This window comes from Tumidithrix elongata BACA0141 (assembly GCF_036349135.1).
Classification (GTDB): Bacteria; Cyanobacteriota; Cyanobacteriia; order Pseudanabaenales; family Pseudanabaenaceae; genus Tumidithrix; species Tumidithrix elongata.
Genome location: NZ_JAZBJZ010000004.1, coordinates 64,083 through 83,962, shown reverse-complemented (window position 1 = coordinate 83,962; position 19,880 = coordinate 64,083). Strand labels below are relative to the sequence as shown.

Annotated in this window: 16 protein-coding genes; 7 read left to right on the top strand and 9 right to left on the bottom strand. The window is 44.9% G+C overall.

From position 1 onward, the window contains the following. Nucleotides 1–207 precede the first annotated feature (207 nt). Nucleotides 208–1,485, bottom strand: coding sequence for an NAD(P)/FAD-dependent oxidoreductase (locus V2H45_RS02085; RefSeq protein ID WP_330481950.1), 1,278 nt, complete (start codon nucleotides 1,483–1,485; stop codon nucleotides 208–210). Between the two features lie 293 nt (nucleotides 1,486–1,778). Here V2H45_RS02085 and purL point away from each other — a divergent pair, with 293 nt between their 5' ends. The 3 genes from purL (at nucleotide 1,779) to V2H45_RS02070 (ending at nucleotide 4,895) form a co-directional block, all read left to right on the top strand. Further along, nucleotides 1,779–4,100, top strand: coding sequence for a phosphoribosylformylglycinamidine synthase subunit PurL (gene purL, locus V2H45_RS02080; protein WP_330481949.1), 2,322 nt, complete (start codon nucleotides 1,779–1,781; stop codon nucleotides 4,098–4,100). A gap of 191 nt (nucleotides 4,101–4,291) precedes the next feature. Further along, entirely contained in the window at nucleotides 4,292–4,510 is a 219-nt protein-coding gene (locus V2H45_RS02075) for a hypothetical protein (protein WP_330481948.1), read from the top strand. Then, nucleotides 4,503–4,895 carry a pepsin/retropepsin-like aspartic protease family protein gene (locus V2H45_RS02070; RefSeq protein WP_330481947.1) on the top strand — a complete coding sequence of 131 codons (393 nt, stop codon included), beginning with the start codon at nucleotides 4,503–4,505 and terminating at the stop codon, nucleotides 4,893–4,895. The genes V2H45_RS02075 and V2H45_RS02070 overlap by 8 nt, the downstream gene beginning before the upstream one ends. 94 nt (nucleotides 4,896–4,989) lie before the next feature. Here the strand turns inward: V2H45_RS02070 and rsmI are convergent, their stop codons facing one another. Together rsmI and V2H45_RS02060 are read right to left on the bottom strand one after the other, a co-directional pair. Further along, a complete protein-coding gene (gene rsmI / locus V2H45_RS02065; protein ID WP_330481946.1) occupies nucleotides 4,990–5,868 on the bottom strand; it encodes a 16S rRNA (cytidine(1402)-2'-O)-methyltransferase in 879 nt (292 codons plus the stop codon). Continuing rightward, nucleotides 5,859–6,182, bottom strand: a complete 324-nt coding sequence (locus tag V2H45_RS02060) for a phasin family protein (protein ID WP_330481945.1) — start codon at nucleotides 6,180–6,182, stop codon at nucleotides 5,859–5,861. Before V2H45_RS02060 ends, rsmI begins: the two co-directional genes overlap by 10 nt. Before the next feature lie 132 nt (nucleotides 6,183–6,314). Between V2H45_RS02060 and V2H45_RS02055 the strand changes: the two genes are divergently transcribed. After that, nucleotides 6,315–6,830, top strand: a complete 516-nt coding sequence (locus V2H45_RS02055) for a thermonuclease family protein (protein WP_330481944.1) — start codon at nucleotides 6,315–6,317, stop codon at nucleotides 6,828–6,830. A 105-nt stretch (nucleotides 6,831–6,935) separates the two neighbouring features. Here the strand turns inward: V2H45_RS02055 and V2H45_RS02050 are convergent, their stop codons facing one another. Next, complete coding sequence (locus V2H45_RS02050) at nucleotides 6,936–8,180, bottom strand: S-layer homology domain-containing protein (RefSeq protein ID WP_330481943.1); 1,245 nt, start codon at nucleotides 8,178–8,180, stop codon at nucleotides 6,936–6,938. A 505-nt stretch (nucleotides 8,181–8,685) separates the two neighbouring features. On the opposite strand from V2H45_RS02050, the gene V2H45_RS02045 reads away from it, so the two are divergent. Further along, nucleotides 8,686–9,177 (top strand): YajQ family cyclic di-GMP-binding protein, encoded by a 492-nt coding sequence (locus V2H45_RS02045; protein WP_330481942.1) that lies wholly within the window; start codon nucleotides 8,686–8,688, stop codon nucleotides 9,175–9,177. A 191-nt stretch (nucleotides 9,178–9,368) separates the two neighbouring features. Here the strand turns inward: V2H45_RS02045 and rpsU are convergent, their stop codons facing one another. Beyond that, nucleotides 9,369–9,557 (bottom strand): 30S ribosomal protein S21, encoded by a 189-nt coding sequence (gene rpsU, locus V2H45_RS02040; protein WP_330481941.1) that lies wholly within the window; start codon nucleotides 9,555–9,557, stop codon nucleotides 9,369–9,371. Nucleotides 9,558–9,698: 141 nt separating this feature from the next. Beyond that, nucleotides 9,699–10,028: an RNA recognition motif domain-containing protein gene (locus V2H45_RS02035; protein WP_330481940.1), complete on the bottom strand. Its 330-nt coding sequence runs from the start codon at nucleotides 10,026–10,028 to the stop codon at nucleotides 9,699–9,701. Nucleotides 10,029–10,506: 478 nt separating this feature from the next. On the opposite strand from V2H45_RS02035, the gene rlmD reads away from it, so the two are divergent. Continuing rightward, entirely contained in the window at nucleotides 10,507–11,925 is a 1,419-nt protein-coding gene (gene rlmD / locus V2H45_RS02030; protein ID WP_330481939.1) for a 23S rRNA (uracil(1939)-C(5))-methyltransferase RlmD, read from the top strand. Nucleotides 11,926–11,962: 37 nt separating this feature from the next. On the opposite strand, the gene V2H45_RS02025 is transcribed toward rlmD, so the two are convergent. Further along, on the bottom strand, nucleotides 11,963–12,184 hold the full coding sequence (locus V2H45_RS02025; RefSeq protein WP_330481938.1) for a DUF167 domain-containing protein: 222 nt from the start codon (nucleotides 12,182–12,184) through the stop codon (nucleotides 11,963–11,965). Between the two features lie 291 nt (nucleotides 12,185–12,475). After that, nucleotides 12,476–12,814 (bottom strand): HU family DNA-binding protein, encoded by a 339-nt coding sequence (locus V2H45_RS02020; RefSeq protein WP_330481937.1) that lies wholly within the window; start codon nucleotides 12,812–12,814, stop codon nucleotides 12,476–12,478. 222 nt (nucleotides 12,815–13,036) lie between these two features. On the opposite strand from V2H45_RS02020, the gene V2H45_RS02015 reads away from it, so the two are divergent. Further along, a complete protein-coding gene (locus V2H45_RS02015) occupies nucleotides 13,037–13,282 on the top strand; it encodes a hypothetical protein (RefSeq protein WP_330481936.1) in 246 nt (81 codons plus the stop codon). Nucleotides 13,283–13,292: 10 nt separating this feature from the next. Here V2H45_RS02015 and V2H45_RS02010 read toward each other — a convergent pair whose 3' ends face one another. Beyond that, nucleotides 13,293–19,784: a response regulator gene (locus V2H45_RS02010; RefSeq protein WP_330481935.1), complete on the bottom strand. Its 6,492-nt coding sequence runs from the start codon at nucleotides 19,782–19,784 to the stop codon at nucleotides 13,293–13,295. Nucleotides 19,785–19,880 lie beyond the last annotated feature (96 nt).

The following is a 19,880-nucleotide window of genomic DNA, read 5'->3' as shown; positions in this document are numbered from 1 at the left end:
TTGGTTGAGCGAAGTCGAATCGGGATAAGAAAGCCCGAAAGCTATACATCCCAAAGATCCCCCCTCAGCCCCCCTTGAAAAAAGGGGGGAGAACTCACTTGTCCCCTTTTTCAAGGGGGATGCCCGATAGGGTAGGGGGATCAAACTGCTCGGCTCTGGTAAGTTAGCTTGCTTTGTTCCGAAAGCCTTAACCCGAACTCAGGTTAACTAGGAGTCCATTCCTGTAATCTTCCGAATGGTATTGCCTTCATGGTCGGCTCCCTTCAACATCCGATTCCAATAGACCCAAGGCAATACGTTACGCTTGAGGAACCACATGCTATAGCGCTCTTGCGTGCAATCGAGCGGAAAACTGGGATAAGGATTGCCATCATAGTCAAACTCCGCCATGATCGTTTTGCCATAGCCCGTAATCAACGGACAACAGCTATAGCCGTTATACTTGGCATCGAGCGATCCTTTTTTAAGCAGTGCCAAGAGGTTTTTGACGAGGACTGGAGCTTGTCGTCGAATGGCAGCAGCCGTTTTGGAATTAGGAAGCGAAGAGGCATCCCCCAAACTAAATACATTGGCATAGCGATTGTGCTGGAGCGTATATTTATCCACATCAACCCAACCCAGTGGGCTTTCCACTGCTAATTTGCTGGACTTAATGAAATCGGGAGCGCTCATTGGAGGAGCAACATGGATCAGATCGTAGGGTATGGTTACCTCTTTCACCGATCCATCGATCGTGACATCAAATATGGCTTTTTTCGCTGCGGCATTAATAGCTTTGAGATTATGTAAGACCTTCAGATCGATGCCTTTTCGCTCCGCCACCTGCATTAATGGAGGCACAAATGTCGGCACGCCAAAAATTTTGGGAGTTGCTACGCAATAGCTAATCTGGGTTTTCGCTCGCACCCCGTTGCGGCGGAAGACATCATCCGCCAGATACATCACTTTTTGGGGTGCTCCAGCACATTTAATTGGCGTTGCTGGGAACGTAAACACGGCATTGCCACCTCGAAAATTGTCGATCGCTTCCTTTGTGTAGGTGGCACCACCAGGAATATAGTTACTACAGACCCCATTTCTCCCGATCGCATCTTTTAAGCCTGCAATGCGATCCCAATCGAGTTGAATACCAGGACAGACGATCAGGTAGTCATAGGTAACTTTTTGACCACCCTGAGTAATCAGGTAATTGGCATCGGGTTCAAATTGGGCAACCGCATCCCGCAGCCAAGTCGATCCCTTGGGAATGCAGTCGGCTTCTGGTTTGACCGTTTCCTCAAACTGGAAACAGCCTGCCCCTACCAACGTCCATGCGGGCTGGTAATAATGGCGATCCGATGGTTCAATAATGGCAATATCTAGCGATCGATCTTGAATCAGCAGTTGAGCGGTGACGGTGATCCCCGCCGAACCTCCTCCAACTACAACAATTTGATGATGAACCGTAGGCTGCTGGGTGGAATTTGAGTGAAGTTCAGTAGTCATTTTGGCTATAAATTTTGGCTATGAAGAAGGTCTTTTTTCTTAATTCCGCTCCGACTAGAAATCAAGAAAATTGGAAGGAAACCATCACGCTGTATTGACATAAATTCGTGAGCCATTATAGCAATTGACGGTGATGGCGTTGCGCATGCAGCAAAGTTGGAGTTGAATTATCCCATAAATTTGCATGGTTTTCTGCGTTCAAAGACCTAGCATTCTGGCTCTATACCTTCAAATCCATAGACCCCAAATTTAGGTTTTCGTCGATCTGTTGCGATCGGCTATAGTTAACAATTATGACGATCAATAATTTTTCACCCCAAGAGATTAAAGCCGAAGGCTTGACCCCAGACGAGTACGCCATGATCTGCGATCGCCTGGGTCGGCAACCAAACAAAGCAGAATTAGGTATGTTTGGCGTAATGTGGTCAGAGCATTGCTGCTATAAAAATTCCCGCCCCCTGTTAAAGCAATTTCCCACCACAGGCGATCGCATTTTGGTGGGGCCGGGTGAAAATGCAGGGGTCGTAAAGATCAAAGATGGTGTGGCCGTGTGTTTTAAGATCGAGAGCCACAACCGTCCCTCCGCTGTAGAGCCCTTTCAGGGTGCTGCCACGGGCGTAGGCGGCATTTTGCGCGATATTTTTACCATGGGTGCCAGACCGATCGCCGTGCTAAATTCCCTGCGATTTGGCGATCTCTCCGATGCTTGGGTACGCAGTCGAGTGAATGGCATCGTCAGCGGGATCGCAGGCTACGGCAACTGTGTGGGCGTGCCGACGATTGGGGGAGAGGTCTATTTTGATGCTGCTTACAATCGCAATCCCTTGGTAAATGCAATGGCGATCGGCTTGATGGAAACCAAAGAAATTGTTAAGTCTGGGGCATCGGGCGTGGGTAACCCCGTGCTCTATGTCGGCTCGACTACAGGACGAGATGGCATGAAAGGAGCCAGCTTTGCCAGTGCCGAATTATCAGATGAATCTCAGAAAGACCGTCCCGCCGTCCAAGTCGGCGATCCCTTTTTAGAAAAATCCCTGATCGAAGCCTGTTTGGAAGCCTTTAAAACCGGTGCAGTCGTCGCCGCCCAGGATATGGGAGCCGCAGGGCTGACCTGTTCCACCTCAGAGATGGCAGCCAAAGGGGGCTTGGGCATTGAGTTGGATTTAGACAAAATTCCTGCGAGAGAAACAGGCATGAGTGCCTATGAGTATCTCCTGTCTGAGTCTCAAGAACGGATGCTATTCGTCGCCAGCAAGGGAAGGGAAGCCGAACTGATCGCGATCTTCCATCGTTGGGGCTTGCATGCCGTGGTCGCAGGGGAAGTTTTGGCGGAACCGATCGTGCGCATTCTGTGGCGCGGTGAGATTGCTGCCGAAATTCCCGCCACAGCACTTGCCGACAATACGCCGATCTATCATCGTCAGTTGGCAGATACACCAGCCTATGCGCTCAAGGCGTGGCAATGGCAAGAATCAGCGATCGCTGCCCAATTGGCAGAAACCAGCAACCTCAACGAGATTCTCTTAAAGCTTTTGGATAGTCCCGCGATCGCTTCTAAAGCATGGGTCTATCGCCAATACGATCAGCAGGTGCAAAATAATACGGTGATGTTTCCCAATCAAGGCGATGCTGCCGTGATTCGGATTAGAAGCTTAGATTTTGGTGTGGGCGAAGTTCCACCGCTCTCAATGGGGAATCCTCAAGATGGCATGGAAGGTGTAGCTGCTACCGTAGATTGTAATGCCCGCTATGTCTATCTCGATCCCTTTGAAGGTTCTAAACTGGCTGTAGCGGAGGCAGCGCGAAATCTCTCCTGTGTGGGAGCCGAACCGATCGCTGTGACGGACAATCTCAACTTTGGTAGCCCCGAGCATAGTGTGGGTTACTGGCAACTCCACGAAGCCTGTCGCGGTATCGCCGATGCCTGTCGCGAACTCAGTACGCCCGTTACAGGAGGGAATGTCTCGCTCTATAACGAAACCATTGATGCGGAAGGGAATTCCCAACCGATTTATCCCACACCTGTGATTGGAATGGTCGGAATTGTCTCGGATGTGCGTAAAGTTTGCGGTCAGGGTTGGCTGGGCGCAGGCGATCTAATCTATCTGATTGGTTCCAGTCAAGTCAGTCTCGCCGCTTCCGAATATTTGGCGGTGGTTGTGGGTGAAGTAACGGGTAGACCGCTGGCACTAGATTACGATTTGGAACGGAAAGTGCAGTCGGTTTGCCGCGAAGGTATTGCTAAGGGATGGATTCGCTCTGCCCATGACTGTGCTGAAGGTGGCTTAGCAGTAGCGATCGCGGAGTCCTGTATCGCGGGAAATCGCCCCGCCCAAATTCAGCTTGCGAATATTCCTGATGTTCAACCGATCAATCTTTTGTTTGGCGAAGGTGCAAGCCGTATTGTTGTATCGGTTCGAGCCAGCGATCGCGTAGCATGGGAAGCCTATCTAGCGGCTGAACTCAGCAGCAATTGGCAAAAAATCGGACAGGTGGGTAATTCCGACGAGCTTATTTCAATTCAAATTGACGGGATTGCACCTGCGATCAAGTTGTCTTTAGCTGAAATCACGGAAGCCTTTACCCAAGCCATTCCTAACCGCATGAAGGGCTAACACGATGCCGAACCGTTGCGCTCCAGAAGTTGTCTATCTGAAGCAACTACACTCTGGCGATCTAGGCGCATAACGGTTGAATTGAGCGGCAAGTGATAGCCTACTAAATTGTCCGCTCCAATAGGATGTTAGACCGTGCCTCACCGATCGCTTATAATACATGTATCCTCGCGTGACTGGGAGTTTAAATTATGCCTCTCTCTGAGTTAATTCCTTTAGTAAACAATCTGAGTCAGCCAGACAAATTGTCACTCTTCAAACTCCTAGCCGTACAACTCCCAGATGCTGAACTACAAGCTATCTTTTCTGCATCAGAGTATCCAGTTTGGTCACCCTACGACGCAACGGAAGCTGCAAATATTTTGATGCAGATGATTCAGAATGAACAAAAGGAATCTACTCGTGCCTAGTACAGTCGAGTTCCCCTTTTCTGACGATGAAGCATTACCCAAAATCCCCATCACTCTGAGTTATGTAGACTTTTCTATCTCCACGATTGCACTGCTAGATACTGGTTCTACAGTCAATTTATTACCTCATGAAATCGGGGTTCAATTGGGTGCAATTTGGGAGGAACAAACTGTCCGCTTGCCATTGGCTGGAAATCTTGCAAGAGTTGAAGCGCGGGGTTTATTTATGCGTGTTCAAATTGGAGGTCTGGAGCCAGTTCGTTTAGCATTTGCTTGGGCACAAATCTCTCAGGTGCCCTTAATTCTTGGGCAAACGAACTTCTTTCGGGAATTTGATGTCTGTTTTCAGCGATCGCGACAGACGATCGAAATTACTCGCTTCTAAATCGATACCGATCGCGACAATCTTAAAAGAATCCGAAATAGTTTAGCGATTTTTAAAGAAAATTCTTCCTGAAAATTCTGGGGAAGAGGTCGATTTAAATCGTCAAAGCTAGCTGATAAATTTGGCGGCGGGGTAGGTTTGTTAGTGCTGCTAGTTGACGACTGGCTTCCGATCGCGATATTCCCTCATCTAATAAACTCTGTAGCTCCGACAATAATTTTTCCTCTGTCCAGATCGGAGTTGTCGGTGGGGGCGAACCTGCCAAGACCAGTGTAAATTCGCCCTTGGGTGGGCGATTGGTGAAATAAGCGATCGCATCTGCCAGGGTTCCTCGCCAAAATTCTTCATGCAGTTTGGTTAATTCCCGCGCGATCGCGATCGGTCTAGTTGATTCTAAAGCATTCTGCAAATCTTCCAGCGTACGAATTAAGCGATGGGGTGCTTCGTATAAGATCGCCGTGCGGGGTTCTTGCTGAATTGCCTTGAGGCGGCTCTGGCGTGCTTGGTTGTCCGTAGGTAAAAATCCTTCGAACACAAACCGCTGCGGGTCAAGTCCCGACGCACAAACTGCCGCGATCGCTGCCGTCACCCCAGGAATGGGGATAACCCGTATATTTGCCTGCACGCAAGCCTGCACGAGTTCGTAACCGGGATCGGAAATGGCTGGCATTCCTGCATCGGTCACGAGGGCAATCGCTTGTCCTGCCTGTAATTTCGCCACGAGTTCGGGTATGCGCGATTGGCTGTTGTGGTCGTGGTAACTAATTTGGGGCGTGCCGATCTGGAAATGCTGTAGCAGCCGACCTGTATGGCGGGTATCCTCGGCAGCAATGAAATCTACCTGCTGCAAGGTATGAATCGCCCGCATGGTCATGTCTTCGAGGTTGCCAATCGGTGTACCCACTAGGTAGAGAATGCCCGCTGCGCCATCTTCAGATGCCTCCGATGAATCCGATGATCGCTTTAGCGCCAATTCCGATCCTCCAAGTCTCTAACCTGACGCTCTAGGCGATCGATCCGTCCGCGAAGCTCATCCATCTCGTTTTGACGGGGCACGCCCAAATCTTGCATGACATTACGAATTTGGCGTTGAATCAAGGTCTCGACGTTAACCTGCTCGGTTTTAAAGCGGCTGGTTAATTCGTTAATAAAGTCCGTTGCCTGATCGGAGTCGATCTTGCCATCTTTGACCCATTCATCGGTCACTTCTTTGAGTTTGTCCACCATGAGTGAGGTTGTCCCCACCCCAATCATTAATAATTGCTTGAGCAAATTGTTATTATCCATAGTTCTTGGCTGAGACCTATCTACATTCTGACTCAGAAAATCACGATCTAACTAGCAAATCTAGTTTTCTGGCATTTCTCCCCCAGATTGTGTCATAAGAGATAGGGAGAGCATTGTTTATTTCTTTGCGGAATGCCAGTTTTATCTAATCGAGCTTGGTTGAAAATTGTTTTTGAGGTGGCGATCGCCTTGACGATTGCAGTGGGGATGACCTTTGGCTATCCTACCCAATCTGCCCATGCGGCAAGAAGCATTGTCCAGTTTTACGATGGCGACAACATGACGATCGTGCAAAGCGGCATCAAGACCAAGATTCGCCTTGCCTGTATCGATGCCCCAGAATTACAGCAGCCCCTCGGCGATCGCGCCCGCAAAACCCTGAAGTCCCTAGTGGGAGACTTGCCCATCGCACTACATGTATTTAAACGCGATCGCTTGGGACGCTTAATTGCCGAGGTCTATGCCGATGGTGAGAATGTCAACAAGCTACTCGTAGCGCAGGGGCAAGCCCATTTTGACCGAGAGCAAATCAAAGACTGTGGTGATTATGAAGCGATCGAACAACAGGCAAAAGACAGTCATGTAGGGATCTGGGAACATGGGGCAGATGTACAATTGCCCAGTCAATTTAGGCGACTCCATCGTTAGAGAATACTTTGCGTCCCACATCCAAAACCCAGTCCCAAAATATAGCCTCTGCGATCGTTCCAAGCTGATTGGACAGTCACAGAGGCGATGCTTCAATCCCTCATGTTAATTAGAGCTTCTCAGCAGTACATCTGAGTTTGATGTCAAGGTTAAGTCAGTATTTGGATTAATCGACGATAGCGTGACACTGTTGCGCCCTACAAATACACTAAGCAATGCGCCAAGACCTGCACCACCTAAAACCTCTTCGGTGGCGATCGCGCGATCGCCAGTTACGCCAGCGATCGCAGCCGCCGCAGCAGCACCAAGGGCAGCATTCTGAATCACACTTCCTACATTGATGCCTTTGTCAACTTGCTCTGTTCTGGTCACAACTTGAGAAGTGGCGTTGAGCGCCGTACGTTGACCATTCGGAAAAACAAGTTCCCTAGCAACAAACTGCGCGCCTCCTTGTACGGAGCGAAGTTCGCCAACCACTTGGCTATTTATAGGAATTAAAACCATACCTTGCGAAGAAATAATATTTCGCGCTACGGTCAAAGTTAGTGGAACGGTTTCATTCGGTCCAAGTAAAATCTTTTCTTTGGAGTACTGAACAGCGATCGTAGTGCCCGCAGGAATTCTTAGCGAATCCTGTTGTGGGGGTGGGTTAGAAATGCTCTGACCGACAATGTAGGGAGAAGGAATTGCCGTAACCTGTCCCTGTCTTGCCAGAGCTTGATAGATAAAGGCAGCAACTTCCGCTCGCGTTGCAGTTTGATTGGGGTTGAGAAATAGAACGTTGGGATAATTTACGACCAAACGATTCTCAGTAGCCGCAGCTACGCTATTGCGAGCATAACTAGGAATACTGCTTGCATCTGAAAAAGTTTGCAAAGTTGAGTCAGGTGAGGCAGTTGTCGTATAGTTCAACCCATTGGCAAGGGAAACGAGAATCTGCACGCGTGGAATATTTTGAGTGGGGTTAAATACATTGCCGGGATAACCTGCCATAAAGCCCAGTGTGTAGGATTTTTGAATGGCTGGAGCTGCCCAATAGTCCGAGGCAACATCAACAAACGTGACACTATCGCGGATCGGGGATTTGGTCATAGCTTTGCTAAGCATCGCGGCAAACTGTGCCCTTGTTACGGCATCATTCGGACGAAAACTTCCATCAGGGAATCCTTTGATAATATCTCTTGTCGCTAATTCTTGAATGAAGGATTGCGCCCAATAGTTAGATGGAACGTCATTAAAACTAGTCTGTGCATAGGTGGGAGCTGCACTAATGAAGGGAAGAGCCGAGCTACCTATAAAGCTTATGGCTACAAGTACGGCGGAGCCAGAGCGAAATTGATGGTAATTCATGGTGAAATATTCTCTTTGTGCATTATTATGTCTACGATTACCATGGCAAACTGTTGGGTTATTTCCTGAATGAATTGGATGAGTTGATTAACCACGTTACAAAACTTCAGGAAAAACAGATGGGTAGTGAAGGAATTCGGAGATTCTCAAATCAGTGCATGGGCACTCGATCTGATATCTATCAGACTTCTTCTCGTAGTTCTCTTTACTCTCTGCATGACTGCGTGCTATCTGGAAATGTTTCTAAACCAGAGAGATGTCCTCCTCAAGAGATAATCTTCTATAGATTCACTGCTTATATTCTCGCCAAGCTTATATTATGGAAGTTCGAGCCGAAAAATTAGAAGATGTAGGGGCTATTCACAAAGTCAATATGACGGCATTTGGACGAGAAAGCGAGGCAAATTTAGTAGACGGGAGAATTACATTTTGCTAAGCCCTTAGTTGAAACTAAAGCGAGATGTGGGTATAAACTCTATAAACCCATCTTTTTAGGAGAGAAGCAATGGCTTCAAATTACTCGTTTGATATTGTTAGCGACTTTGAGGAGCAAGAACTAATTAATGCCCTCGATCAAACCAGACGCGAAATTGTCAGTCGCTACGATCTAAAAAATACAGACACCGAATTAATTTTTGAAAAAGATACGATTACAGTCAAAACAGACAGTGAATTTACCCTTGCCTCTGTAACCGATGTGTTGCAGTCCAAGGCAATTAAACGCAACCTATCCCTAAAAATCTTTGACTATGGCAAGGTAGAGTCTGCTAGTGGCAACCGCGTCACGCAAACGATCAAACTGAGAAAAGGTATCGAACAAGAAATCGCCAAAAAAATCTCGAAGATTATTCGAGATAGCTTCAGTAAAGTTCAAGCAAGTATCCAGGGTGACTCTTTAAGAGTGTCTGCTAAGTCTAAGGATGAGTTACAGGAAGTGATTCAATTGGTTAAGTCACAGGATCTACCCGTGCCTCTGCAATTTACCAACTATCGATAAATCTGAGCCTAAACTAAATTAGCCCCCTCGTTTTTATTTTAAGCACCGATCGCTTGATTAATCTGTAATGCGCCGCGAGCAGGGTTCGGTAAGCTGATTGAAGTTCTGGCTACACTGACCCTGTATTCGCAGCGATCGCGCTGTAAGCAATATGTATTAAATTAAGACCTACGTAAAGCGTAATAACGAAATTACTTACGATAGCTGTTACGACGACGACGTCTCTTCTCCATTGCCTTACGCTTTCTTTTTTCTACAGCGGTTTCAAAATGGCGATGCTTTTTCATATCAAGAAAAATACCTGCCTTTAATACCCGTCGTTTAAAACGACGTAACGCAGACTCAATTCCTTCATTCTCGCCAACGATCACTTGGGTCATCCCATCATCCTCAAAAAATTAACCAGTTCATCTATAGATTATCGACAATATGTCACCACAAATGCAAAAACTTCAAAAAGAGTGCAAGCAGATCGCCTGCACTCAGGTCTTAAAGTTTGGCTTTTGTCTCAAGTTTATGACTTAGTAGCGACCGCCACCACCGCCACCGCCGCCGCCACCAAAGCGGCTATTGGAGCGTCTGGCACCACCGCTAGAGGGGCTGCGCTCTTCGCGAGGCTTGGCTTTATTAACTTTTAAGTCACGACCCATCCATTCAGCACCATCTAGGGCAGCGATCGCTGCGGATTCTTCTGCTTCAGATGCCATCTCTACAAAACCAAAACCTCTCATCCGTCCTGTTTCGCGATCGGTTGGCAGTTGTACCCGCTTGACCGTGCCGTAGTCTGAAAAAATATTACTCAGATCCTCCTGTGTGACCTCGTAGGATAGGTTACCGACATAAATAGACATAAAAATCTCCAGAATCAAAGTGTAAAGAGAAGATTCGGAGACAGTCTGTAAAGAGATGAAGCCAACAAATCAATCAACCGAATAAATCTTTTCTGCCACATATTAGCACATGGCTATGAGGCTGACAAAGATTCTCAGCGGTTGATAAGTTATTTATACTGGTTTTGTCGCCAATTTGCTGTATTTCCGAGAGATGTAACAGAAATTGCTTAGATCTCGCTCACAAATTGGTTCTCTAAAATAAAAATCCACAGAAAAATCTACTGAGTTATTCGAATTAATTTCGATGATTTATTTAACAGAACATTGGTCTAGAGGTATGTATTTCATGTTTGGATTCAATCGATCTAATACATTTTATATTTCCAGACACAATCGATCAGTAAGAGTTTCCGTAGGTTCTTTACCTAGAACAGCCTACTATTATGGCATGATTTGTCAGGATTGAGCTTTTTCATTTAAATCTAGCGTGCATGAAATGACCAGAAAAAAGAATCAAATTATTTTAGAAAAAGTAGAAGTAATTGATATTGGCTCAAAGGGGAGAGCGATCGCCAAGTTAGAAAACGGCAAAAAATTATTTATAGAAAATGCTGTACCTGGCGATATTTGTGACGTGCAAGTCTTTAAAAAAAGACGTTCCTATTTAGAGGGCAAGGCAATCTGTTTTCACGAACTTTCTAGCGATCGCGTCGAGCCCGTATGCGAGCATTTTGGTACTTGTGGGGGCTGTAAATGGCAACAGTTAGACTATGCCCAGCAACTCATCTACAAACAAAGTTCTGTAGCAAAAAGTTTTTTGAATGAATTATCTAGTGAAATTAAATTACCAGAAATATCGCCGATCGTTGGTTCGGCAAAGCAATATCTTTATAGAAATAAATTAGAGTATTCTTTTTCGGCAAATCGCTGGATCCCCAAAGAAGAATTAGAACTAGAAATTGAAGATCGCGATCGCGATGCCCTCGGTTTTCATATTCAAGGAATGTGGGAGAAAGTTCTTGACATTAACCACTGTCATTTGCAAGAGCAACCCTCCAATCAAATTCGGTTGGCAGTTAAAAAATTTGCCAAAGATAATGGCTTACCTTTTTATAATTTGCGTTACCAATCTGGGTTACTGCGAAATCTGATGATTCGCACGACTTCTACACAGGAAGTCATGGCAATCTTTCAGTTTTTTGAAGATGATACTGAAAACATCAAAAAATTACTCGATTATGTGATTGATGGCTTTCCCAATCTCACTTCTTTAATGTATGTAATTAACAAAAAGAGTAATGATTCATTTTTTGACCAAGATGTAATTCTTTACCACGGACGCGATTATTTAATTGAAGAAATTGAAGATTTAAAATTTAGAATTAGACCAAAGTCTTTCTTTCAGGTTAATGCAATCCAAGCCTGTGAGCTTTATAAGGTAGCACGCAGCTTCGCTCAGATATCGCGCCAAGACGTTGTTTACGATTTATACACAGGCATCGGTACGATCGCCCAATTTGTGGCTAGGCAGGCAAAAAAGGTGGTTGGGATTGAATCTATCCCCCAAGCGATCGAAGATGCCAAAGAAAATGCTGAAGTGAATCAGCTTGATAATGTCGATTTCTTTGTAGGAGATATCAAAGATTTGCTGAATGATGCCTTTATTCAAGCCCATGGCTTGCCGCAGGTTGTGATTACCGATCCTCCCAGAGTGGGAATGCACAAGGATGTGGTGCAAAAACTGCTCGAAATCGCCGCACCGAGAATTGTCTATGTGAGCTGCAATCCTGACTCTCAAGCCAAGGATCTAGCCCTATTGTGCGAGAAATACGATGTGACCAGAGTCCAACCCGTCGATATGTTTCCCCAAACCCCTCACGTCGAAAATGTAGTTTTGCTAGAGTTAAAAGCCTGAATTTAGCCTTATTAGAGGGAGTAGTAGAAGATCGTCGCTAGATCTCAATTTCCACGAGCTTCATTTTAGAAGACAGCCCAGCTCTAATCGAAATATTTGCTTTGGGGATGCCATATTTCTTTGCCAGTAGCTCGATCATCTCGGCATTGGCTTTGCCATCCACAGGCGGGGACTTTAAATGAACCGTGAGCGTGCCATCAACTTCTTCGGTGATGCGTTGCTGCTTTGAGTTGGGTTTGACCTTAACCTGCTTTTTCATCCTATGTGGAACCTATACATACACCCCACCTACATCTAGGATGACATGCAAATTTGCCATCCACACTCCAGTTTGAGAATTCGCATTTAAATGCGCTAGAAGCCTGTACCACATTCGCAAACAATTAAGGATCGCTATGTACAAAAATAAAATTAGGGGCAATAGCCCCTAATACGGTTCGGTTATTGGTATTACATTTACATGAAAAAACGCCCAGAAAAAAACCGCTACTCACAAAACTAGGTATGCGCTAGTTAGCCAGCAACGATTCCCACTGTACTTTTCAGATGTCTATTTACCTTTGCCTTTGCCTTTCGCTTTTGATTTGGACTCAGGTTCCTTTTTATCTTCAGCTGGAGGATGAACGGTATCTTTGAACTTTTTCCCTGCCGAAAAAGCAGGTACAGTTGTCGCTGGAATCTCGATTGGTTCGCCAGTCTTAGGATTCCGACCTTCACGTGCTTTACGTTGGCGTTTTTCAAAAGACCCGAAACCAACTAGGGTAACTTTGTCACCCTCAGAAACTGTTTCCACAATCGTATCTAGTAATGCGGTCAACACAGCATCTGCATCTTTCTTGCTCACAGACGCTTTGGCAGCGATCGCATCAACTAACTCACCCTTGTTCATAAACTCTTGATTCCTCGTTTAGTTGAATGGCAGTTATATTACAGGAATTTGGCTAGGAGTCAAGTAAATCACAGGTTTCAATTAAAAAGCTATGCTAGTTTTAGCGATGAAACCTAGCGATTTAGAGAATAAATGATGCTTACTCACCCCAAAACGCTTAGATCAGCAAAGCCACAAAGGCTTGCACAGAGGGACTTTGGCTCATATCTCCAAGCTTGTAGATTGCGATTCCACTTTATCAAAGCTAGTGCTGAAACTCAGACCCGCGCTATAGCTTGGTCTAGCGGCACACTTTTACTTTTAGTAACAATTTTGCCCAATGGGAGCAAAGCAACTGCTCGGATTTACTGTAAAAATGCTGAAATCTATGCCAAGACCCTGACCAAACTCCATAGCGGTAATTTATTAGCGGTCAAGCTTGGCTTTCAACTCGGTCGTTCTTTTTGGACGGTAATACCTCAGGTCTAGGGCTCAAGGCCTAGAGCGAGACTAATACCTCACCTTTTAGCATTCTTTGAGAGGCACTGAGTAGTTCTTCTTCTAGATAAGGTTTGGTGAAATATCCTTTTGCCCCTAGCTGAATAGCCGTCTGGCGGTGGCGATCTGCACCTCTAGAGGTCAGCATGGCTACGGGAATTTTGCTCAACTCAGGTTCCTTTTGTAGGCGTGACAGCAAATCTAAACCGTCCATACGGGGCATTTCAATATCACAGAAGATTAAGTCACAGGGTAAGCCCGCACGTAGCTTATCCCAAGCATCTTGACCATCTCTCGCCTGTTCAACCCGATAACCAACCTTAGCAAAGGTGAGAGAGAGCAGTTCGCGAACTGTGATCGAGTCATCCACAATTAGCACCGTTGGGTCAGCTACAAACTCTTTATCATCAGGTGGTAGGACTGGGGTACTAGAAACTGAAGGACGCAATCTACCGCTGGCTATATCAAAGAGTTCCAAAACGTTGGCGATCGCCATTACCCTACCATCTCCCAACACTGTAGCTCCCGCAATACCCACAGGCTTTGGAATTGGGCCTTCTAGTTGCTTAATTACAATTTCATACTCGCCGAGGAATTGATCGACTTGGAGAGCGAGATAATTGCCTTCATTGCGCAGAATAATGATGCAGACCTCGTCATTGTCTTGCTTACCGTAAATGTTGCTACGACTGATATGACGGTTATAAGCCAAAAGGTTAGAGAGATGTTGGAAAGGCAAGATCGTATCGCGCCAAGGCAAACAAGGCTGCCCCTTGCTGTTTAGCTGAATCTGGCTCTGTGGCACTTCGATCATGTCTTCAAAGCCATCAACAGGGAAGGCAATGCGGGCGCGATCGCTAATGCAGAACATTGCCTTAGAAATACTGAGCGTCAATGGTAAGCGGATTGTAAAGGTTGTTCCCCGTCCAATTGCCGATTCGATATACATTGAGCCTCGAATCTCGTCAAGGTGGCTTTTGACCACATCCAAGCCTACTCCTCTGCCAGAAAATTCGTCAGCTTTTGTTTTGGTACTAAAGCCTGCTTCAAACAACAAGTCATAGACTTCGTTATCAGTTAGGTTGGCAACCTCAGATTGAGTTCTCACTCCCTTACTGACAGCACTTTGCTTTACACGCTCGGGGTTAATACCAGCACCATCATCACCAATTGAAATTACAGTTTGGTTACCTTGATGATAAGCTCTCACCGTAATCTTACCCATTGCAGCTTTGCTGCCAGTTTGCCGCGTTCCAGGATCTTCTAGTCCATGATCGATCGCGTTATTCACAAGGTGCGTGAGTGGATCGGTAAGTTGTTCGAGAATGGCTTTGTCAATCAGAGTCTCACGACCAAAAACTTCCAGTTCAGCTTGCTTTCCAGATTTAATCGAACGTTCCCTGACACCTCTAGGCAAGCGATCGGCAATCTGAGCAAAAGGAACCATGCGCGACTGCTTGAGATCGTCTTGAATCTGTGTGGTAATCGTACCCAACTGTCGAGTAACTTGCTCGGTTTCAGTCACCACAAATTGGATGTCTGATGCTGACTCGCGCACACGCACAATTAACTCAATAATTTCTTGAGAGAGAATGTGGAAAGTGTTATATCGGTCAAATTCGATCCCTTCAAACCCTTCACTTGCTGTACCGTCTGAATCATCACCAAGATCGCGTGAGATGTCATCAAAGCTATGAGAACGAGATCGCCCTGCCATCAGAGAGTTTTCTAATAGCGATCGGTCATATTGATCGCGCATTCTTTGAGAAACTTCGCTGAGTTGCTGTACTTGATGCAACAGGTTATTAATAAATTGCTGTAAGCGCTCTTGATCTTGTTCCAGCAAGTTACGGTTAACGACAAGTTCACCTACAAGGTTATTTAAACTATCGAGGTGTCTAACATCAACCCGCATCGTGGTTTCAGTTAGCTTTGACTTGCGAGCTCTTTGTTCCTGACGTTGAGGTCTGGTAATCAGAGGTCCCACATCTTTGACTAAAGATGATTCCGAGAGCATTGCTTCTAAGTCGCTAAAATCATCCGAGCTTTGTGCTGGTGGTGTAGATGTAGGGGGAGAACTCAAACTAGAAGCTGACCCCAAAAGCTCTTCGAGCCCTTCAAATCCATCACCATTAGAGCTGCTAGGAGTTGGATTAGGCTGCACGTTTAACTCTCCAGAAGAGTCACCTAGCATTGCTTCCAGGTCGTCAAACATATCACCCTCTTCACTTACTGAAGCATTTATATCGTTAGCATTAGAAGTTGGGACAGACATGAAAGAATTTATCTGGGTCATCTCATCTAGATCCTCCGAGAAATCATCTGATAGATCGAAACCGTCAAAGGCAAGATTGTCCTGACGATCGCTAGCTTGCGCACTTGTAAAATCAGCCTCTTGTTGCTGAGGGGTATCTAACTCATCATCAACTTCAAAAAAATCAATAAGGTTGTCTATGGTTGCACCCGACACCTCAGTAGGTTGATTTGCATTTGATGTTTGACTTTCTAGTTCGCTGACATCAGTAAAATCTAAAAACGACAGGTCTTCTTCCTGAATATCCTGTGGAGTTAAAGCAGACTCCACTAGCAAATCGGGTTGCCCATCAGTCTGAGCCTCAAAGTCCTCAGGAGCCTCAAAGTCCACCTCGGATGATTCTCCATCCAGTTCTGTAGATGTAAAGAAGTCCATAAGGTCTTGATTTGATGAATCAGCGATCGCAAATTCACCTAGATCTTCCCCTAACTCATCCTCTACCAATTCACTATCATCGGGGGTTGAGAAAAAATCTTGCATGGAAGTTTCTTCTAGATCGTTGTCTGAAGTTGAGATCAACGTTGCAAAGGTATTATCCTCTTTCTTCTCAGCCACTTGTTTGTTATGGTCTTCAGTTACTTGAGCATCATCTTCCCAGTCAAAAGCTTGCTCGGCCTCCTGCTCAGCTTGAGACTCCAAGAAATCTTGCAGTCCAAGATCGCTATCCTCATTAGAAGCGTCAATTTCTTGCGACCTAGCAGTTGAAACAGCATTTGAAATAGTTGCTATATCCTCTGGCAACTCGAAATCTTGCTCTAAGCTTTGATCTCGATCGGCATCTTGATTAAAGAAATCAGCTAAACCAAAATCATCCTCACTTTCATGGACTGCTTCTTGGAATAAATTTACAGTCGAAGCACCTGCATCAGAGGGCTCTTCCTTAATAAACGCTTCATCAACTAAATCATCTAGATTAAAAGCTTCTGTGGAGCTAATCGGAATATCATCTGTATCGTCCTCAAATGAGGCAGCATCCTCAAACATATTTTCCAAGCCAGATAGACCATCAGCCTTAGAATCTGCATCAAAATCTGTGTCTCGATCGAGGCTAGCAACCTGTTCGCTCATAAAATCGAATGTTTCCTCGACTTCAGATTCCTGAACAAGATTGATAGGTTCGTCAAATGTATTGAAATCCAGATTGTCTGCCAAATCCGAGATTTCTTCTCCTATTCCTAAACTATCTGAACTAAAGTCTGTTTCTACCGATGAATCTTCAAGTCCTGAAGAAAATTCATCAAACCCACTCAAATCTAGGTCATCTGTTAGGTTCGTGAAAGCATCCTTAGCATCCTCCGATCCAACTTCAAGCTCTATCATATCGAAGGAATTAAGCGGATCGTCGAAATCATCATCCTCAGTACCACTTACACTTATTGCACTATCTGGAATCTCTAACGATTCAAAATCCTCGCTCTCAAAACTCTCTAAGCTTTCAGAAAATAGGTTTGAGGCAATCGCCTCAGAATCCTCGCCAAATCCCAGATCTGACTCTTCTAACGATTCTTGTGCTGTAGGATCTGCATTTAGAGATTCTGATTCAATAATTGGTTCGATTTGTAAATCACTCGACCAGAACTGATCGCCTAGTTCTATGGGGGATTGATTCACCTTGTCACGATCTATGCCAAAAAAGTCAACCATTTCCATCTGCTCGACTTCAGCCAGAGCTTCTGCTTCAGGCTGGAAGTCGAGAACTTCTAGATCGTCTGATTCAGCAGAATCGTATGAATCTGAGCTTTCTTCTTCAACTTCAACAAAAAAGTCTGTCAAACCAAGATCTTCCGTAATCTGACCTTCAGCATTCTTAGAAGATTCTGACGCGGTAGTATCTATCTCGAAGGAAATCTCTTCATCATCAATATCATTTGTTTCATCATTTATTTCAAATGCATTGCTTACTTCAATAGATGATATTTCTTCCTCATCAATATCAGAGGTCTCATCTAAAACATCTACTTCATCGAATGCAGCTTCATCCAAGGTACCTGAAGAGACTTCTTCTAGTTCAAACAATTCTTCGGCAGGTAAGTTTTCAGACAAGCCATCTAGATCCGTTAAATCTGTGTGAGCTAGATCTGTATGACCAATACTGTCATCTTCGTCAAAGCCTAAATCCTCAAATAGGAGAGATTCATCTGGTTGAATTTGCTCATCTTCTGACAATGAACCTATAGAAATATCTGTCTGATGATTTAATGGACTACTAAAATCATCCATAGCCCCTTCTAGATCCAAGAAACCATCTATTTCCTCAGACGCAGCAGTAGCAAATGGATCGCTACTGTCTTCGATGGGTGTCTCAAGTAAATCCAGAGAGTCAGAGGGTTCATCCAAGATATCAAACATGGAATCGCCATCTAAAGCAAAAGGATCGACATCTTCTACTTGCAACTCACCAACCAAAGACCCGTCATTATCTTCAGCAGGTAAAGCCTGCTCTAGATCGGAGATCTCCAAAATCGTGGAACCAGCAACTACACTTTCTTGAGCATCCCCAAAAGATTCAGCAAACAAATCATCATCCAGCTCAGAGGGTAACTCCAAGCTTTCTGAGACTGCAAACAATTCTGCTTTATCTAAATCATCGCCAAATTCGCTTGGATCTCGATCTAAGAAATCATTTGAGAACAAATCTCTTTCTAGAAGCATCTCTTCAGAATCAATTTCTTCTTCTAACCCATCTATTCCAGACATCAAGGAATTAGATTGAATTTCTGCTTCATCATCTATGTCATTTGGAAATAGCTCGGAGTCACTTGGGAAAAGATCGGGATCTAATTCTGATGGGGATTTCACTAGGTTTGCTGAAGTGTCAACACTCCCAAAGTTCATATCATTAGGGAATAGAGTATCGCTATCGTCCAATTGAGGAGCAATTTGATTAGCACTAGCAAACTCACTGCCAAATAGCCCAGTTAGATCGTCATCTGTAGAATCCAGTTCTGAAACTGCTTGATATTCGTCTGTGCTGCTATTGAGCAAATCTGTAAGCTCATCTTGCTCGCTTTGTGTCTGACCATCCCCATGAATGGATATTTGTGTTTCATTTGTCTCAATATCTTCCCAAGCAGACTCGATATCAATATCTTCATTCTCAAAAAGCGTAGCAAGGCTCTTCATCTCTGATGCACCTACTTTAGGCCCATCCACATGACGATCTTGCCCCGTCTCTTCGTTTACCCAGTCTAGGTTGTCAACTGCATCAGCTACATCATGAATTTCTGCCTGCTCCGAGAAACTATCAATAGTGGTCAAATCAGCCAAATTATCTGACTCAGATATTATGTCTAAGTCAGTAAAATCAGGCTCTCTCGAAGATCCAAAAATTGTACTAATTTCATCATCTTCTTCTAAGCTAATTGGAGGAACATAGGGAACTAGAGCCTGAAGTTGCGGAGATTCAAATATTTCTAGCTCGCGGTTCGCAAGTACAAGATCTTTCGCTTGATTAATATCTTTAATCAGAACAGGAGCGAGAGTACGGTAAGTATTTTGGGTTGAAGCGATCGCCTGTTTCGCTTTGGTAATCAGGTCGCACCAACTCGTTAACTGAAACTGTTCGCCAAACTGATATAACTCGCCACAAATTGCATCTAATTTCTGCCTTGTTGCAGGTTCATCATTTTGCTTAAATAACTGCAACATATCTCGCAGTTTAGCTGTGACACTATTCTGGAATGTTGGTATTAACCCATTGACCGCAGGCTCAACAACTACTGAAGCTACAAGTGGTGTAGTTGTTTGTTGCTTTGCTGCAAGTTTATTCAAATGAGCCTCTAGCTGGCTAAATACAGGGTCAAGTTCTGCAATTGTTGAAGCGGATAGCTCATCAGAAATACGAAAATTGGTTTCAAGATGTTCCAAAAGATCTTGTAGCCTATCAAATCCAGCTAAAAGAAGGCTTTTGAGTCTCTCATCAACATCAATAGTTGAGTCTTCTTTAAGAATCTTAAAATAGTCCTCTAGACGATGAGCAATATGTTGAATGCTGCCCACCCCCAACATTGCCGACCCTCCCTTAATGGAGTGCGCAGCACGAAATAACTCATTAATTGATTCTGGATCTGCAAGAACTTCTTGAAGATTTAAGACGCCATGCTCAATAGTTTGAAGGTGATCCTTGGCTTCTTCAATGAAGTAGCCCATTATGCGCTGCTGTTGCTGTTCTGGGGTCATGACAGAATCCTCTCAAATCTTTAGGAAGCATATTTAGGTAGGAAGGCAACTTGATTATAGTGAAACAAATCAAGTCTAAGGCAGTTGGTTAGATAT